The 15809-nt window shown below is 46.2% G+C and carries 9 protein-coding genes; 8 read left to right on the top strand and 1 reads right to left on the bottom strand.

The window, feature by feature from the left end; all coding sequences use genetic code 11:
- Window positions 1-6: 6 nt before the first annotated feature.
- The 6 genes from QT979_RS19820 (at window position 7) to QT979_RS19795 (ending at window position 9046) form a co-directional block, all read left to right on the top strand.
- Window positions 7-2115 (top strand): hypothetical protein, encoded by a 2109-nt coding sequence (locus QT979_RS19820; RefSeq protein ID WP_333311469.1) that lies wholly within the window; start codon window positions 7-9, stop codon window positions 2113-2115.
- Window positions 2116-2222: 107 nt separating this feature from the next.
- Window positions 2223-2645, top strand: coding sequence for a hypothetical protein (locus QT979_RS19815; protein WP_333311468.1), 423 nt, complete (start codon window positions 2223-2225; stop codon window positions 2643-2645).
- 179 nt (window positions 2646-2824) lie between these two features.
- Window positions 2825-4294, top strand: coding sequence for a GTP-binding protein (locus QT979_RS19810; RefSeq protein WP_333311467.1), 1470 nt, complete (start codon window positions 2825-2827; stop codon window positions 4292-4294).
- A gap of 97 nt (window positions 4295-4391) precedes the next feature.
- Window positions 4392-5786: a 3' terminal RNA ribose 2'-O-methyltransferase Hen1 gene (locus QT979_RS19805; RefSeq protein ID WP_333311466.1), complete on the top strand. Its 1395-nt coding sequence runs from the start codon at window positions 4392-4394 to the stop codon at window positions 5784-5786.
- A gap of 66 nt (window positions 5787-5852) precedes the next feature.
- Complete coding sequence (locus QT979_RS19800) at window positions 5853-6113, top strand: AbrB/MazE/SpoVT family DNA-binding domain-containing protein (protein ID WP_333311465.1); 261 nt, start codon at window positions 5853-5855, stop codon at window positions 6111-6113.
- Window positions 6114-6403: 290 nt separating this feature from the next.
- Window positions 6404-9046, top strand: coding sequence for a polynucleotide kinase-phosphatase (locus tag QT979_RS19795; protein WP_333311464.1), 2643 nt, complete (start codon window positions 6404-6406; stop codon window positions 9044-9046).
- A gap of 276 nt (window positions 9047-9322) precedes the next feature.
- Here the strand turns inward: QT979_RS19795 and QT979_RS19790 are convergent, their stop codons facing one another.
- Window positions 9323-10531 carry an argininosuccinate synthase gene (locus tag QT979_RS19790; RefSeq protein ID WP_333311463.1) on the bottom strand — a complete coding sequence of 403 codons (1209 nt, stop codon included), beginning with the start codon at window positions 10529-10531 and terminating at the stop codon, window positions 9323-9325.
- Between the two features lie 308 nt (window positions 10532-10839).
- Here QT979_RS19790 and QT979_RS19785 point away from each other — a divergent pair, with 308 nt between their 5' ends.
- Window positions 10840-11778, top strand: a complete 939-nt coding sequence (locus QT979_RS19785; protein WP_333311462.1) for a glycosyltransferase — start codon at window positions 10840-10842, stop codon at window positions 11776-11778.
- Window positions 11779-12340: 562 nt separating this feature from the next.
- Window positions 12341-15493 (top strand): PAS domain-containing protein, encoded by a 3153-nt coding sequence (locus tag QT979_RS19780; protein ID WP_333213394.1) that lies wholly within the window; start codon window positions 12341-12343, stop codon window positions 15491-15493.
- The last annotated feature ends 316 nt before the right edge of the window (window positions 15494-15809 follow it).

Here is a 15809-nt window from a genome sequence, read left to right as displayed (position 1 = left end):
ATAAAAATGTCTCAGCAAGATCCTACAAGTATCGATTTAACCAGTAGTGATTTTTCGTTTGGAGAAATGTCAGTCGATGACATAGCTGCGATCGCAGCAATAGAGGCTGGAATTAGCGATCCAACACATCCAATCGAGGGCGAAACCGCACCAATACCTAGCATCCCACCGCTACCGATCGCACCGACCGCAATTGTGATCGCCAAACGGCCCGTCAGTGGGCGCTACCGCGGTACATTAGGCAGCTTTCAACTCGAACTCCGGGTTGACGTTGATCGCACTCGACCAATGAAGCGGTTAAGCGGCGACTTCTTCCAAGTCAGCGGCGGTACGACTACCTATTTTGGCTCCTTTATCGTCGATGCGCCGACGATAACGGTAACAGCTTCTCAAGTCGTCATCAAGGGCCTCGGAAGCTTTACCTTTGCCGCCGGATCTCCCGTAATACAGGTGACTATCCAGCGCAAGTTCATCTTCCAGCCGCAGGCGCCAGCAACGGTGGAATTTTTCACAAAGGGCGGAGTCGCCGGAGCAACTTACACTTGTGTCTTCGAGTCTGTCTATTTCCGCAGTCTGCGACTAGAAACAGACCAGGTTTCCGATGTTGTCACTCCCATATTCAGCAGCTACAACACGGGTTCCCTGCCGTCGGGGGGGCCAGCGCGCAACCTCAGCGTCGTCAGTTCCTATGCAGAAGCTGGGATCGAGATGATCGCAACAGCAGGAAACAACGTCATCAATATCGATGAAGCTGGTGCGGGCGCTAAATGGAGCAACTCAGAACTGCACGCTTCGATGCAGAAACACTTCACCTTGTGGCAGGATTTGCCGCAGTGGGCTGTTTGGCAGGTAGTTGCTCAACTTCACGACCTGGGCCCAGGGCTCTACGGCATCATGTTTGACCAGCAAGGGAAGCAGCGGCAAGGCTGCGCCGTTTTTCATCAAGGTATAGGCGGAGAAACTGCCGAAAAGCTGCGATTGCAGCTCTACACTTATGTTCACGAGCTGGGGCATAGCTTTAACTTGCTGCACTCGTGGCAAAAGTCCTTGGCGACGCCCCCCGGTACGAATCGCCCGCTGTCGTTGTCTTGGATGAACTATCCCTTTAATTACCCAGCACCGGGTGGCGAGGCTACCTACTGGAGCCAGTTTGCGTTTCAGTTCGACAATGAGGAGGTCATCCATCTCCGCCATGCGTTCCGCAACAATATTATTGTGGGTGGAAACGACTTTGCGATCGGCTCTGGTCTGGGCCAGGAAGTGATGGCTGATCCGATTCGCGATGAGTCGGGACTGACTTTCAGGATCTCAACCAACCAAAAGAGCTTCGCCCTCGGTGAGCCTGTGGTACTGGAATTAATGCTGGGAACGACCGCTGCAGGCGGGCGCCGGGTGCATACTTGGCTGCATCCGAATTGCGGCTTGGTCAAAATCGTGATTCGCAAGCCTAGTGGCGCAGTTGTGGTTTATGAACCGCTAATCGATCATTTAGTCGGTCAGCGAGAAAGCACGATCGCGCGGGATGATGTAATTCCAGAAAGCGCATATATCGGCTATGGCAAAGACGGATTTTATTTCGATCAACCCGGAAATTACCGGGTACGGGCGGTCTATGGGGCTTTGGACGGTTCAGAGGTATTCTCGGATATCATCACTATTCGCGTTCGCTATCCTGTGACGCCAATTGAGGAAGAATTGGCCGCTCTGTTTATCGGCGACGAACAGGGTTCTTTGTTCTATTTGCTGGGTTCGGATGATGAGTCTTTGCGAAGCGGTAACGATGCTTTTGAGGAAGTTCTAGCAAAATATCCGAAACACGCGATGGCAAACTATGTTCGGATGGTGAAGGGTATCAACGCTAGCCGTGACTTTAAAACGATTACCGACGATCGTGAAACCCGGGTGATTGTACGCCCTGCGGAGTTGGATGAAAGCGCCAAGTTGCTGACAGCAGTCGCCGATTCCAATATTCTCGACCCTGTTTCGGCACAGATGTCCCTTTCCTGTTTAGCTGAGGTTCAGGCTAAAACCGGCGATGAGGATGCTGTTAGCAAAACTTTTAGCAAAATCTCAGCAATGGAAGTCAAGACATTGCGAGCGGCAGCCAAAAAGTGAATTGGTGAATTACCCTGAAGATTGCTTTACTTTATTTTAAACTAAATGAGTAAAGCAATTTTTGTTAGTTTGTACAAAACACTGCTAGCAACAACTTCACAGCATTAATGATAAGTCTGTTGTTGGTTCGACACCTGATAATTCTGTTGGCACTTTTGGCGATCGGGTCTACCTGCGTACCCGATCGCCCCCACGCAGATTTTTTGACCCCTTACCATTACCAAGTGAGTACCACTATGCGTTTATTTATCAAACTTCGCGACGGTTTCAGCAATAACACCGTGACTGTAGAAGTGAATGAACAGGAAGTCTATCGCAAGTCTGGCGTGACTACGGATTTGACGATTTCCTTCGCGGATGCGGTGGAAGTTCCTGTTGAGGAATCCACAGTTAAGTTGAAGGTAGCTGTGGAGGGTGGCCAGACGCAGACAAAGGAAATTCGGGTGCAAGAGACTCCTTTTGTTGATGTCTGGATCGTGGGCGGAAAAATGGAGTTGCGAGTATCCAAGGAAGAGATGCCGATGCTTTAGCAACTCGCCGATTCCACGGGAGATTAAACATTGAAATCTTGCGGTTATTTCCTAATTGTGCAAAGCAGATTTTTGGGCGCTGCGAACTGGTGCGGGCTGTACACAGCAGACAGAAACAGGTACAATATCATTGTATCTGTTGCAACTTTAGGTAAAATAAGTTAAAAAGCCAGGTGACAATGACTGAAGCCTCCGATTTTTCAAATGTCGATCGAGAATTAGATGACACAATTTTAAGCTTCGCAGACATTCAGGCAGAACTCAACCTGCGCCACGCTAAAGATGCTCTGCGAGATATAGTAGAAAATCTCGACTTGACTGTTCAAGAGCGAACTGGACTAGAACCGGAAATTGGTGGGTTAGAGAAAATGCTCGACAAGCTAGAGCGCGCTTGCGTGCAAATAGCTGTGTTTGGGATGGTGGGAAGGGGAAAATCTTCGGTTTTGAACGCGCTGCTAGGTCAAAATGTGTTTGAAACTGGCCCGACTCACGGGGTGACTCGCACGACGACTATCGGCCAGTGGGATGTCGGAGAGGGAATTGATGAGAATTTGCCCGATGGCTTACGCCCCCCTACGCTACGACTTTCGCCAGTTATTTACCGTTTGTCGCAAGTTGAATTAGTCGATACTCCGGGAATAGATGAAGTTGACGGAGAAACTCGCGAACTTTTAGCCCGCCGCGTTGCTCAACAAGCAGATTTGATTTTGTTTGTGGTTGCTGGCGACATTACGAAGGTGGAATACGCAGCACTTTCGCAGTTGCGAGAAGCGGGAAAACCGATGTTATTAGTGTTTAATAAAATTGACCAGTATCCTGATGCAGACAGGCTGGCAATTTATCATAAAATTCGAGACGAGCGCGTCAGAGAATTGTTGTCTCCCGATGAAATTGTGATGGCGGCGGCTTCGCCTTTGACGGCGAGGGCGGTGCGCCGTCCTGACGGAAGTATGGGTGTGCAAATGACTCGCAGTTTGCCACAAGTGCAAGATTTAAAATTAAAGATTTTGGAGATTTTAGACCGGGAAGGCAAATCTTTGGTCGCGCTGAATACGATGCTGTGTGCGGGGGATATTAACGAGCAGTTGGTGCAGCGAAAAATGGAGATTCGAGATGACGCGGCTAATCGCATTATCTGGAACGGGGTAATGACTAAAGCGGTGGCGATCGCACTTAATCCAATTACTGTAGTTGATATTCTTAGCGGTGCGGTAATTGATGTGGTGATGATCTTAACTTTATCTAAAGTTTACGGCATTGCGATGACGGAAGCGGGCGCGGTGGAATTGCTGCAAAAGATTGCGATTAGTATGGGGGGAATTACTGCGGGTGAATTGTTGGCTAATTTTGGTTTGAGTTCTTTGAAAGGCTTGTTGGGTTTGGCGACGCCGGCGACGGGGGGTTTGGCTTTAGGGCCTTATTTGTCTGTGGCGGTGACGCAAGCTGCGATCGCGGGGGTTTCTTCCTACGGAATCGGTCAAGTTACTAAGGCTTATTTGGCTAATGGTGCTTCTTGGGGAGATGATGGGCCAAAGGCTGTGGTGAGCAAGATTTTGTCTTCTTTGGATGAGGATTCTATTTTAAATCGGATTAAGGAGGAGTTGCGCGCTAAGTTGGATTTGGGAAGTGTGGAAAAACAGAAATCTTAGTAGTCGTTAGTCATTAGTCATTAGTCATTAGTCATTAGGAGGAATTACAAATTGCCAATAGCTGATGCCCGATGCCCGATGCCCAATTCCTAATATTATGTTACTAACCATCTCTACAACTCGCGTCCCTGCTACAGATTTGGGTTATTTGCTGCACAAACATCCCGATCGCCATCAATCCTTTCCCATGACTTTCGGGCAAGCCAGCGTGTTTTATCCAGAGGCAAATGCAGAAAGGTGCACGGCCGCTTTACTCTTAGATGTCGATCCGGTTGGTTTGGTGCGGGGCAAGTCGAAATCGGGTGATCGCCCCCTCGAACAATACGTGAACGATCGCCCCTACGTTGCCTCTTCGTTTCTGTCTGTCGCCCTCGCCAAAGTCTTTAGTACAGCTCTATCCGGTCGCTGCAAAGACCGCCCAGAACTCGCAGAAACAGCTATTCCTTTGACAGTTAATCTGTCGGTTTTGCCCTGTCGCGGTGGCGAGAAGTTCCTGCGGCAAATGTTTGAGCCCCTTGGCTATCAAGTCGCAGCAAAACCCCTGATTCTTGACGAGCAATTTCCCGATTGGGGCGCGAGTCCTTACTTTTCTGTGGAACTGCAAAATACAGTTCGTTTGGCGGATTTGTTAAGCCATCTTTACGTGATAATTCCCGTGTTGGATGACGACAAACATTATTGGGTGGGCGATGAGGAAATTGAGAAGTTATTGCGTCACGGCGAAGGTTGGTTGAACGCGCATCCCGCCCGCGAACAAATTGCCAACCGCTATCTGAAACGCCAGCGCCGTTTGACGCGAATTGCTGTGGCACAGTTAGGAGAAGAAGATAATATTTACCCTGATGAGCTCGAAGTTTCTCATCAGCAAGAAGAGGAAGTTTTAGAACAGCGAATTAGCTTGAATCAAGAGCGTTTGGGAGCTGTGACGGAGGTTTTAAAGGAAAGTGGTGCTAAGCGAGTGGTAGATTTGGGCTGCGGTGAGGGAAAACTGCTGAAATTGCTTTTGAAAGAAAGCTCGATCGAACAAATTACAGGCGTCGATGTGTCCTATCGCGCATTGGAAATTGCCAGGGAACGTTTGCAAATCGATCGATTGTCTCCCGCACAACAATCTCGGATTCAACTAATTCAAAGTTCGCTAATTTATCGGGACACCCGCTTGACTGGTTTTGATGCGGCGGCGGTAATTGAAGTGATCGAACATCTGGATTTAGAACGGTTAGCTGCTTTTGAGCGGGTTTTGTTTGAATTTATCCGACCCAAAAGTGCGATCGTCACAACTCCAAATATTGAATATAACGTTAGGTTTGAAAACTTGCCTGCGGGCAAATTTCGCCACCGCGATCACCGTTTTGAGTGGACGCGCGCAGAGTTTCAGACTTGGGCGAATGGGGTTGCTGAACGGTTTGGTTTTGGGGTGGAGTTTCGCTCCGTTGGATCGGAGGATTTGGAAGTGGGTTCGCCTACGCAAATGGCAGTATTCGGTCAGTGAAAATAATACCCACGGTCTGTTTGTGCTTACAATATAGTTAAACTTGGAAAAATGCAGGCTTCCGCTATGAGTAAATCTATTCAAACCCAGATCGTTACAATTGACAATTCTCAGGGCATTCGCATTCCCAAATCTTTGTTAGATCAAATTGGTATTAGCGAAGCAGTAGAAATCGAAGTTCACGGCGATCGGATCGTCATTCGTGCAGCCCAAAAACCGCGTGCCGGCTGGGAGGAAGCGTTCGCAAAAATGGCACAGCAACATGATGATGTCCTTCTTGATGATGTCACCACTACGGAGTGGGAGAAGCTTGAGTGGCAATGGTAGTCAAACGTTTTGATGTTTTTAACTGGTTCCCAGGCACAGCCCATTGCTGACAACTTAAGACTAAAACCCATAATAAATTTCGCTTTTAGTCGAAGGCTCGATCCCCCTAAATCCCCCTTAGTAAGGGGAGTAGGGGTTGACTTTGAGAAATACTCTTGTCCCCCCCCTTATTAAGGGGGGTTAGGGGGGATCGATACTTCGATACAAACAAGAGAGACGCTCGGTTTTACGCTAACTTTTCACGCCTTGGGCAGAGCCTAGTAACGAGTAAAAATCTATACTATTAAACAATGAAAATTACGCTTCCAGAACTATCCCTAGTCGTTCTCATCGGTGCATCCGGTTCCGGCAAATCCACCTTTGCGCTGCAGCATTTCCTACCTACAGAAATCATTTCATCGGATTACTGCCGCGGTCTGGTTTCCGACGACGAAAACAATCAAGCGGCCACCGCTGATGCTTTTGAAGTATTGCATTTAATCGCTGCTAAACGTCTGGCCGCAGGTAAGTTAACTGTAATTGATGCCACCAACGTTCAGCCGGAAAGTCGCAAATCATTGTTGGAATTAGCCCGAAAATATCATTGCTTTTTGGTTGCTATTGTGCTAGATTTACCAGAAAAATTGTGTGCCGATCGCAATCAACAACGTGCAAACCGCAATTTTGGAAATCATGTAATTCGCCGCCACGTTCAGAATTTAAAGCGATCGCTCAAATCTCTAGATAGGGAAGGATTTCGCTACGTTTACGTCCTCCGTTCCCCAGAGGAAATCGAGGCCGTGGAAGTCGAAAGACAACCGCTGTGGAACAACCGCAAACACGATCGTGGCCCTTTTGACATCATCGGCGACGTTCACGGATGCTGCGACGAATTGGAGCAATTGCTGCAACAGTTGGGCTATCAAATTATCGAAAAATCCAGCGAATCCGATTTGGGTAATTTTCCCACCTACGCGCACCCGGAAGGGCGTAAAGCCGTGTTTTTGGGCGATTTGGTCGATCGGGGCCCGCGCATTCTCGACACCCTCAAACTCGTGCGAAACATGGTACTCGCAGAAACAGCTTTGTGCGTACCTGGAAATCACGACATCAAACTGCTGCGAAAACTCAACGGCAAAAATGTCAAAATCAACCACGGACTCGAACAAACATTAGCAGAAATTGCCGCTTTACCGGATGAATGGCGCGAATCAGCAGTCCGAGAAATTCGCCAATTTTTAGATAGTTTGATTGGGCATTACGTCCTCGATGGCGGAAAATTAGTCGTCGCCCACGCCGGGATGAAAGCTGAATTTCAGGGACGCGCATCGCGCCGTATTCGAGATTTCGCCTTGTACGGAGAAACAACTGGCGAAATCGATGAATTCGGCTTGCCCGTCCGCTACAATTGGGCCGCCGAATATCGAGGTCAGGCAGCGGTTGTTTACGGACACACCCCGGTTCCAGAAACAGAATGGTTGAACAATACAGTTGATATTGACACCGGCTGCGTTTTCGGAGGCAAACTAACAGCTTTGCGGTATCCCGAAAGAGAATTTCTCAGCGTTCCTGCTGCTAGAATTTACTGCGAACCTGCCAAACCGATCCTCTTTCAAGACAGCCAAACTCCACTTAACAATAGAGACATCAATTCACCCATTATCACTAGCGGTTTGGCGGCAGTGAATATCACCGCCCAACAGCAGTTTGATGACGTACTGAACATTAGCGAAGTACTAGGAAAACGCATTATTTCTACTCGCTTGCAAAGTAACATTACGATTAAAGAAGAAAATGCGATCGCAGCCCTAGAAGTAATGAGTCGGTTTGCCGCCAATCCCAAATGGCTGATTTATTTGCCGCCCACGATGTCTCCCGCTGCTACCTCCAAAGAACCAGGACTTTTAGAACATCCAGCCGAAGCATTTAGTTACTACCAACAGCAGGGCATATCGACAGTTGTGTGCGAAGAAAAGCACATGGGTTCCCGTGCAGTTGTGATTGTTTGCCGCGACGCATCGGCAGCTTTACGCCGCTTTGGCATTCTCAGCGAGAGTATCGGCATTTGCTACACCCGCACGGGACGGCATTTTTTCGATAATTCTACCTTAGAAAGAGAATTTTTAGCGCGGGTAAATGTCGCTTTGACTGCGAGCAATTTTTGGGAGAAATTTCAAACCGATTGGGTGTGTTTGGACTGCGAATTAATGCCTTGGTCAGCCAAAGCTCAAGGTTTATTGAAAGAGCAATACGCCGCCGTGGGAACAGCATCTCGTCACGGGTTTGCGGAGGCGATTAAGAACTTAGAACAGGCACAGCAGCGGGGAGTTGAAATTAATTCTTTGCTAACCAGCTATCAAGAGCGAGCCGAACTAGCCGATCGCTATGTTCATGCCTATCAGCGCTACTGCTGGCCAGTGAAATCGCTCTTGGACCTCAAATTAGCGCCTTTCCACATCTTGGCAACCGAGGGAACTGTTCACACTGACAAAAATCACTGTTGGCACATGGAACAGATTTCACAAATTTGTAAAGCTGACCCTGAATTGCTGTTATCTACTGAATACAAAATAGTTAAAATGGCAGATTTTGACAGCCAATTGGCGGGGATTCAATGGTGGGAAAAACAGACGGCGGCGGGAGGCGAAGGAATGGTTGTTAAACCAATGGATTTTATTGTGAAAAATAGCAAAGGACTCGTACAGCCTGCGGTGAAATGTCGCGGAAAAGAGTATTTGCGAATTATTTATGGTCTGGAATATTCTTTGCCGGAACATTTAGAAAAACTGCGATCGCGCGGACTTTCCGGCAAGCGTTCTTTGGCGTTGCGAGAGTTTGCTCTCGGTATAGAAGCATTGGAGAGATTTGTTGCGGGCGCTCCATTGAGACAAGTTCACGAGTGCGTTTTCGGAGTTTTAGCGATGGAGAGCGAACCTGTCGATCCGAGGCTGTAATCTGAAGGTAGAAAGCAGGCAAAAATCTCGATTTGACAGTAATCTGGCAGGGGTTTAAACCCCTGCCTCAAAGCTAAATTTGTCTGAAGACAGTTTAACAAATTATTAGGATAACCACCAATTACCAATTACCAATTATTACTGTATCTTACTAACTCCTAACTTAGGTAATTGGCACAGGTTAGGCGATTGCGGGAAATAAGGTGCGTCATGTACACCCTACTTTAATTCCACGAATCGGCGGCTTAACATCAGGTTTTTAACCCTAATTCTATCCTATTTGTAACCTCTATTTTTCTCCGACCAAATGCGGGTTGGGAGTCCCCAAACATAGACAAATCCTTCGGCAGCTTTGTGATCGAATTCGTCCTCTGCGCCGTAGGTGGCTAAGTCGAAACTGTACAGAGAATTCTCAGATTTGCGGCCGACAATAGTCGCATTTCCTTTGAACAGTTTGAGGCGAACGGTTCCAGTTACTCGCTTTTGCGTGTCCTGAATAAATGCGTCTAAAGCTGTTTTCAAAGGATTGTACCACAGACCGTTGTAAATCATTTGGCTGTAGGTTTCTTCGATGCCTCGCTTGTACCGCGTTACATCTGCTGTCAAGGTCAAACTTTCTAAGTCTCGGTGCGCGTGCATCAAAACTAAAATCGCTGGTGTTTCGTAAATTTCCCGCGATTTAATACCTACAAGGCGGTTTTCAATCATGTCAATCCGGCCGACTCCGTGGTTCCCAACTATTTCATTTAGCTGGGAAATTAAGGCGACTGGTGATAAATTTTTGCCGTTTAAACTGACAGGATTGCCGCCATCGAAACCGATTTCTATGTATTCGGGTGTGTCGGGAGTTTGTTCGATCGCCTTTGTCATCAAATAAACTTCCTCTGGCGGTTCCGCCCAAGGATCTTCCAGGATTCCGGCTTCAATTGCCATTCCTAATAAGTTGCGATCGATACTGTAAGGGGAAGACTTTTTCACTGGCGACGGAATGCCACATCTCTCGCCGTATGCGATCGTTTCCTCGCGGCTCATTTTCCACTCCCGCGCTGGTGCTAAGATTTTAATCTTGGGGTTGAGCGCGCCGATCGACACATCGAACCGTACCTGATCGTTTCCTTTACCTGTGCAACCGTGGGCGATCGCATCTGCACCGTATTTTTCCGCAGCTTCTACTAACAATTTAGCAATCAGCGGGCGAGCCAAGGCAGTCGAAAGGGGATAACGGTTTTCGTAAAGTGCGTTAGCTTGAATCGCTGGAAACGCATAATCTTTGACAAATTCTTCGGTAGCATCAATAACTAAAGATTCCGAAGCACCGGATGCTAAAGCTTTTTTGCGGATCGGTTCTAATTCGTCTCCCTGTCCCAAATCAGCAGCCAGAGTAATTACCTCTTCCACACCCCACTCATTTTTGAGGTAAGGAATGCAGACGGAAGTATCGACTCCGCCCGAATATGCTAGCACAACTTTTTTAGCGCGACTCATTGCTCTTTACATCCTGAATTTAACTGACATCTTGCACCATTGTCACTAAGCTTTTCAGGGCGGGCAAGATGCCCACCCCACAAAAAAATATCATTTTTGTGGAACAGGCATCTTGCCTGTTCTTGAGAATGGTGCAAGATATCCGATTTAACCGACTTTTCATTATGCACCTAATTGAGATCGATTCTTGTCAGAAATAGTACAGATTTATATATTCTTTTTTTGCTAAACTTGGCTATTTACCAGGGGAGTTGCTGGGGAAAATCTGCTACCGTGGGATACGGTAACTGTGGCGATGAGGAAAAACCGTGTTTTTTAGTGTTGTGATTCCGACGTATAATCGTAAACCGATTTTGGCAAAATGTCTACTGGCTTTGGAAAATCAGCAGTTCGGTGAGATTGTCAGAGAGTATGAAGTAATTGTGGTGGACGACGGATCGACGGACGGGACGCTGGAGTGGTTGGCGGCAAATGCTGACTTGTTGCCTCATGTGCGATCGATCTGTCAATCTCACCAGGGCCCGGCGGCGGCCCGGAATTTGGGCGTTGAAGATGCTAAGGGCGATACGATTATTTTTATTGACAGCGATTTGGTGGTAACAGAGCATTTTTTGCAAGCACACGCCGATGCTTTACTACAGGGTTACAAAGATACTGATGCTGTTTTTACTTACGGCAGCGTGATCAATACTTGCAATTTTGAGAATCCTACCTCAGAACCTTACAAAATCACCGATTTTTCGGCGGCTTATTTTGCTACGGGAAATGTGGCAATCGCCCGCCACTGGCTGCTGGCTGCTGGACTGTTTGACAATCGCTTTCAACTGTACGGATGGGAAGATTTAGAGTTGGGAGTTAGGTTAAAACAATTAGGTTTGAAACTCATTAAATGTCCGGTTGCTGTCGGCTATCACTGGCATCCACCTTTTAGTTTAGAGCAAATTCCGGGCATGATTGACCGAGAAATTCAGCGCGGTAGAATGGGAGTTTTGTTTTATCAAAAACACCCAAGTTGGGAAGTAAGGATGATGATTCAAATGACTTTCCTGCACCAAATCCTATGGGGAGTTTTATCATTAGGTGGGATGCTGAACGAACGAACGATGACTCCTTTTTTGCAGTGGTTGATTGACCAAGGCAAACCGCAGTTAGCTCTAGAAATTGCTCGGATTTTTCTGAATTGGTATAACGTCAAAGCCGTGTACGCCGCTTGCGGGGAATTGCAGACCGAGACAAAGATACCATAAATCAGCCCGACAGCGCAAATAAAATATAAGATATTGTAGGAGTATTTCAGGGCCCATTGGTGTCAACTTAAGCTCAAATGTAGTAAAAGCCTACTGTTTGACAATTATGCCTACACTGCCCTAGCGCTGCTAAAGAAGGGGGATTTAGGGAACTCAAGACTTGGATACAAACCAGAAAAACAAATAATTTTAGTCTTAAGTTGACACCCATATTCCGGCCTGTTTGAATTAACCTTTCCAGTGAGGATATCTACTGAAAAAAAAGCCACCAGATAAAGGCAGGCAAAACTGGTTGATAGAAATTGTACCAGCTTTACCTTTAATCAAAATTGCTTGCTTAGCCTGTGATTTGAGCAATATAGGCTGTTTTCTCACTCGGCTCCGATCATTTTATCTACCAACATTTTCCAACGCTCATTACTTTTGATATAATGACAGATAATTTAGGAGCGTGCTATAAAGCCAATAGTTGTGCTGTTTGATCTGAGAGTGTTACCTAAAAGTGGTTAATGATTTTGAAAATATTCCCACATATACAACTTGAATAGTGTGAGGGTTTGCTATGAATACAACTGACAATAAAAATCCAAGACTAGAAACACTTAGACTTCAAAACGCTGCCTTACAAGAAAATATTTTAATGGTGGACGACCATCCAGAAAGCTTGCGGCTTTTATCCCAGCTTTTGTCTAAGCGGGGATATAAAGTGCGGCCGACACGAGATGTCAAATTGGCTCTTAACTTTGCTCTGTCGAGTCCACCAGATTTGATTTTGCTGGACATCATGATGCCCGGTATGGATGGCTATCAAGTCTGCGAACAGCTAAAAGCTTGTCCGCAAACCAAAGATATTCCTGTGATTTTTATTAGCTCTTTAAATGAAGTTTTTGATAAAGTCAAAGCTTTTTCGGTGGGCGGGGCCGACTACATTAGTAAACCATTTCAAACAGAAGAAGTGGTGAGCCGCGTCGAAAATCAACTGCTTCTGAGCCGTCTTTATAAACAAATTTTAGCACAAAATGCGCGGCTGCAAGCAGAAATAGAAGAACGCAAACGGATCGAAGCAGAACTCCGAGACAGCCAACGCTGGCTATCGGCAGTAATTCAAACACATCCTAATCTTTTGTACGTTTCCGATTTGATAGAACAGCGAACTCTGTATATCAACCGCGAAATCTATAGCGATATTGGCTACACCCTTGAAGAAATCCAGAAGATGGCAGGAGGATTTCTTCCTAACTTAATACACCCTGACGATTTACCAGGATTCTCAGAACATCTGAGCAAAATTGACGCAGCAAAAGACGGGGAAAGCTTTGAGTTTGAGTACCGAATTCAGCACAAAAATGGTGAATATCGCTGGTTTGTTAGCGTGGATACAGTGTTTGCCAGAACAGCAGACGACAAACCTTGGAAAATTTTGGGGACGGCTACTGAAATAAGCGATCGCAAACAAGCAGAACTAGAACTTAAAACAGCTTTAGCTGCTTTGGAACGGCAAATAAAACAAAAATTTCTGCTAGAAACAATTACTCTCGAAATTCGCTACAGCTTAAATCAAGAGCAAATTTTTCAAACAGCGACTGCTCAAATAGGTCGAATTTTTAATGCCGATTGCTGCTTGATTCACACCTATACAGAAGACCCTGTTCCCAGAATTTATAATGTCGCTGAGTACAGAAAAACAGCCTCTCAATCGCTTTTAGATTTAGAAATTCCCATACAGGGCAATCCTCACGTTGAGTTTTTATTGTCCCAAGATCAAGCTGTAGTTTCTGACGATGTTTTTTCCGAACCCCTGCTAGAAAATGTCCGAGATTGGTGCTGTCAAATAGGTTTGAAGTCGATGATATCCATCCGCACTTCCTATCAGGGAAAAGCTAACGGAATGATATGCTTACATCAGTACGATCGCCCCCGCCACTGGACGCAGGATGAGATCAGATTATTGAGCGCTGTGGCGGCACAGATGGGAATTGCGATCGCTCAAGCAAATCTTCTGGAACAAGATAAACAACAGCGGCTTAAACTTCAACAAAGCGAAGCTAGTCTAGCAGCAGCCCAGAAAATTGCCCATATCGGCAGTTGGGAATTTGATTTAGTCACCAATAGAATTACTTGGTCAGAAGAAGTATTCCGCATTTTTGGTCTTGACTCAAGTGCAACTGAACCGACATCTGCCAAACTTTTAAAGATGTGTCATCCCGACGACAGAGAATTATTTCAACAAACCGTCAGCCTGACTATCTCACAAGGCATTGCCTACAAAAGAGAGTTCCGATTTTTGTATCCTAGCGGTCAAATTATATACGTCGAAGGAAGGGGAGAAGCTGTTTTTAGCGAAACTGGGGAAGTAATAAAACTGTTGGGAACAGTGATGGATATTAGCGATCGCAAAAAAGCCGAAGCAGCTTTGCTTCTTAGCGAAGAACGTTTTTATCTGGCATTTGAAGGCAGTGCTACGGGATTGTGGGATTGGAATTTGACCACGGGAGAAGTCTATTTTAATCCGCGGTGGAAAACGATGCTGGGATATGAAGTAGAGGAGGTAGAAAATAGTTTCGCCACCTGGGAGAAACTGGTACATCCAGAGGATGTTCCTCCGGCTAAAGCAGCGCTAAATGCTCACCTGGAAGGCAAAAGTCCTACTTACGAAGTGGAATTTAGGATGCTGACAAAATCCGGCGAGTGGAAGTGGATTTTAGCTCAAGCGAAGGTGATGGAACACGACGCTTCGGCAAATCCTTTGCGGATGACGGGCACGCATATCGATATTAGCGATCGCAAACAAGCCGAAGCAGATTTGCAATTTAGCGAACAGCGAGAACGAGAAAAAGCGAAACAGTTAGAAAAAACTCTGGCAGACTTACAAAAAGCTCAATCTCAGCTTATTCAAGCAGAAAAAATGTCAAGTATCGGGCAAATGGTAGCGGGAGTAGCCCACGAAATTAATAACCCCATCAGCTTCATCTACGGCAATATTATTCCCGCCGCACAGTACGCTCGCGATTTGGTAAAATTGATCAATCTCTACCAGCAACACTATCCCGAACCAGTTGCCGAAATTGAGGAAGAATTGGCAGAAGTCGAAGTAGATTTTATTGCTGAGGATTTTCCGAGAATGCTGGCTTCCATGCAAGAAGGTGCTAACCGAATTAAGCAGATAGTGCTGTCTTTACGAAATTTTTCGAGACTGGACGAAACAGCTCGCAAAGTAATAGATATTCATGAAGGGATAGAGAGCACTTTGGTGATTTTGCAGCACCGATTTCAGCCACAGGTAAAACGTGGGGAAATTCAAGTTATTAAAAATTACGGGGAACTGCCCAAAGTCGAGTGTTATCCGGCTCAATTAAACCAAGTATTTATGAATTTGCTGGTGAATGCGATCGACGCTATGGAAGAGTCATCAGCAAATTGTACTTGCAAAGTTAATCAGATTCGCATTGTTACTGAAGTCAGCAGCGAAAATCAAGTGTGTGTGCGAATCTCTGACACCGGGCCCGGTATCCGTCCCGAAATTCAGTCAAGGATGTTTGACCCATTTTTTACTACCAAACCGATCGGCACCGGCACTGGTTTGGGGTTGTCGATTAGTTACCAAATTGTGAAAGACACCCACGGCGGTAAGTTGGAGTGTCATTCAGAAGTTGGCCGGGGAACAGAATTTGCGCTCCAACTGCCGATTTCGCAAAAGTTGAAAGTTAAAACTTAGGATAAGCTGTTAAATCAGGGGCGGTAAATTAACCATAATTTTTGTAGGGGCCAGTTCACCAACCATCTATAATATCAGCCAGAGATGAGCCTAAACCCACCCCGACCGTCAGATGGGGGGGGAATTCAACGGATATTATATGAATCGTCTATCAGAACCTATTTTAGAGTGCGTCATAACCTGACATTTTCTCCCGTATTTGCTGCGAACGGTCTGTCATTTAGTTTAATCTTATCTTAAACCCACATTCCGCAGATGTGTGTGGAATTTTTTTATCAGTTGTGAAAAGTTGGAGTCAAAAAGTTTTTCCGTTTAA

Origin of the sequence: Microcoleus sp. w2-18bC1, from assembly GCF_036700365.1 — a bacterium.
In the GTDB taxonomy this organism is placed as follows: Bacteria; Cyanobacteriota; Cyanobacteriia; order Cyanobacteriales; family Microcoleaceae; genus Microcoleus.
This window is presented reverse-complemented; position numbering and strand designations above follow the sequence as displayed.

What these genes read in the sequence shown, in the direction of transcription:
- QT979_RS19820 (WP_333311469.1), top strand. Translation starts at nt 7, where the DNA reads ATGTCTCAGCAAGATCCTACAAGTATCGATTTAACCAGTAGTGATTTT.
- QT979_RS19815 (WP_333311468.1), top strand. Translation starts at nt 2,223, where the DNA reads ATGATAAGTCTGTTGTTGGTTCGACACCTGATAATTCTGTTGGCACTT.
- QT979_RS19810 (WP_333311467.1), top strand. Translation starts at nt 2,825, where the DNA reads ATGACTGAAGCCTCCGATTTTTCAAATGTCGATCGAGAATTAGATGAC.
- QT979_RS19805 (WP_333311466.1), top strand. Translation starts at nt 4,392, where the DNA reads ATGTTACTAACCATCTCTACAACTCGCGTCCCTGCTACAGATTTGGGT.
- QT979_RS19800 (WP_333311465.1), top strand. Translation starts at nt 5,853, where the DNA reads ATGAGTAAATCTATTCAAACCCAGATCGTTACAATTGACAATTCTCAG.
- QT979_RS19795 (WP_333311464.1), top strand. Translation starts at nt 6,404, where the DNA reads ATGAAAATTACGCTTCCAGAACTATCCCTAGTCGTTCTCATCGGTGCA.
- QT979_RS19790 (WP_333311463.1), bottom strand. Translation starts at nt 10,531, where the DNA reads ATGAGTCGCGCTAAAAAAGTTGTGCTAGCATATTCGGGCGGAGTCGAT.
- QT979_RS19780 (WP_333213394.1), top strand. Translation starts at nt 12,341, where the DNA reads ATGAATACAACTGACAATAAAAATCCAAGACTAGAAACACTTAGACTT.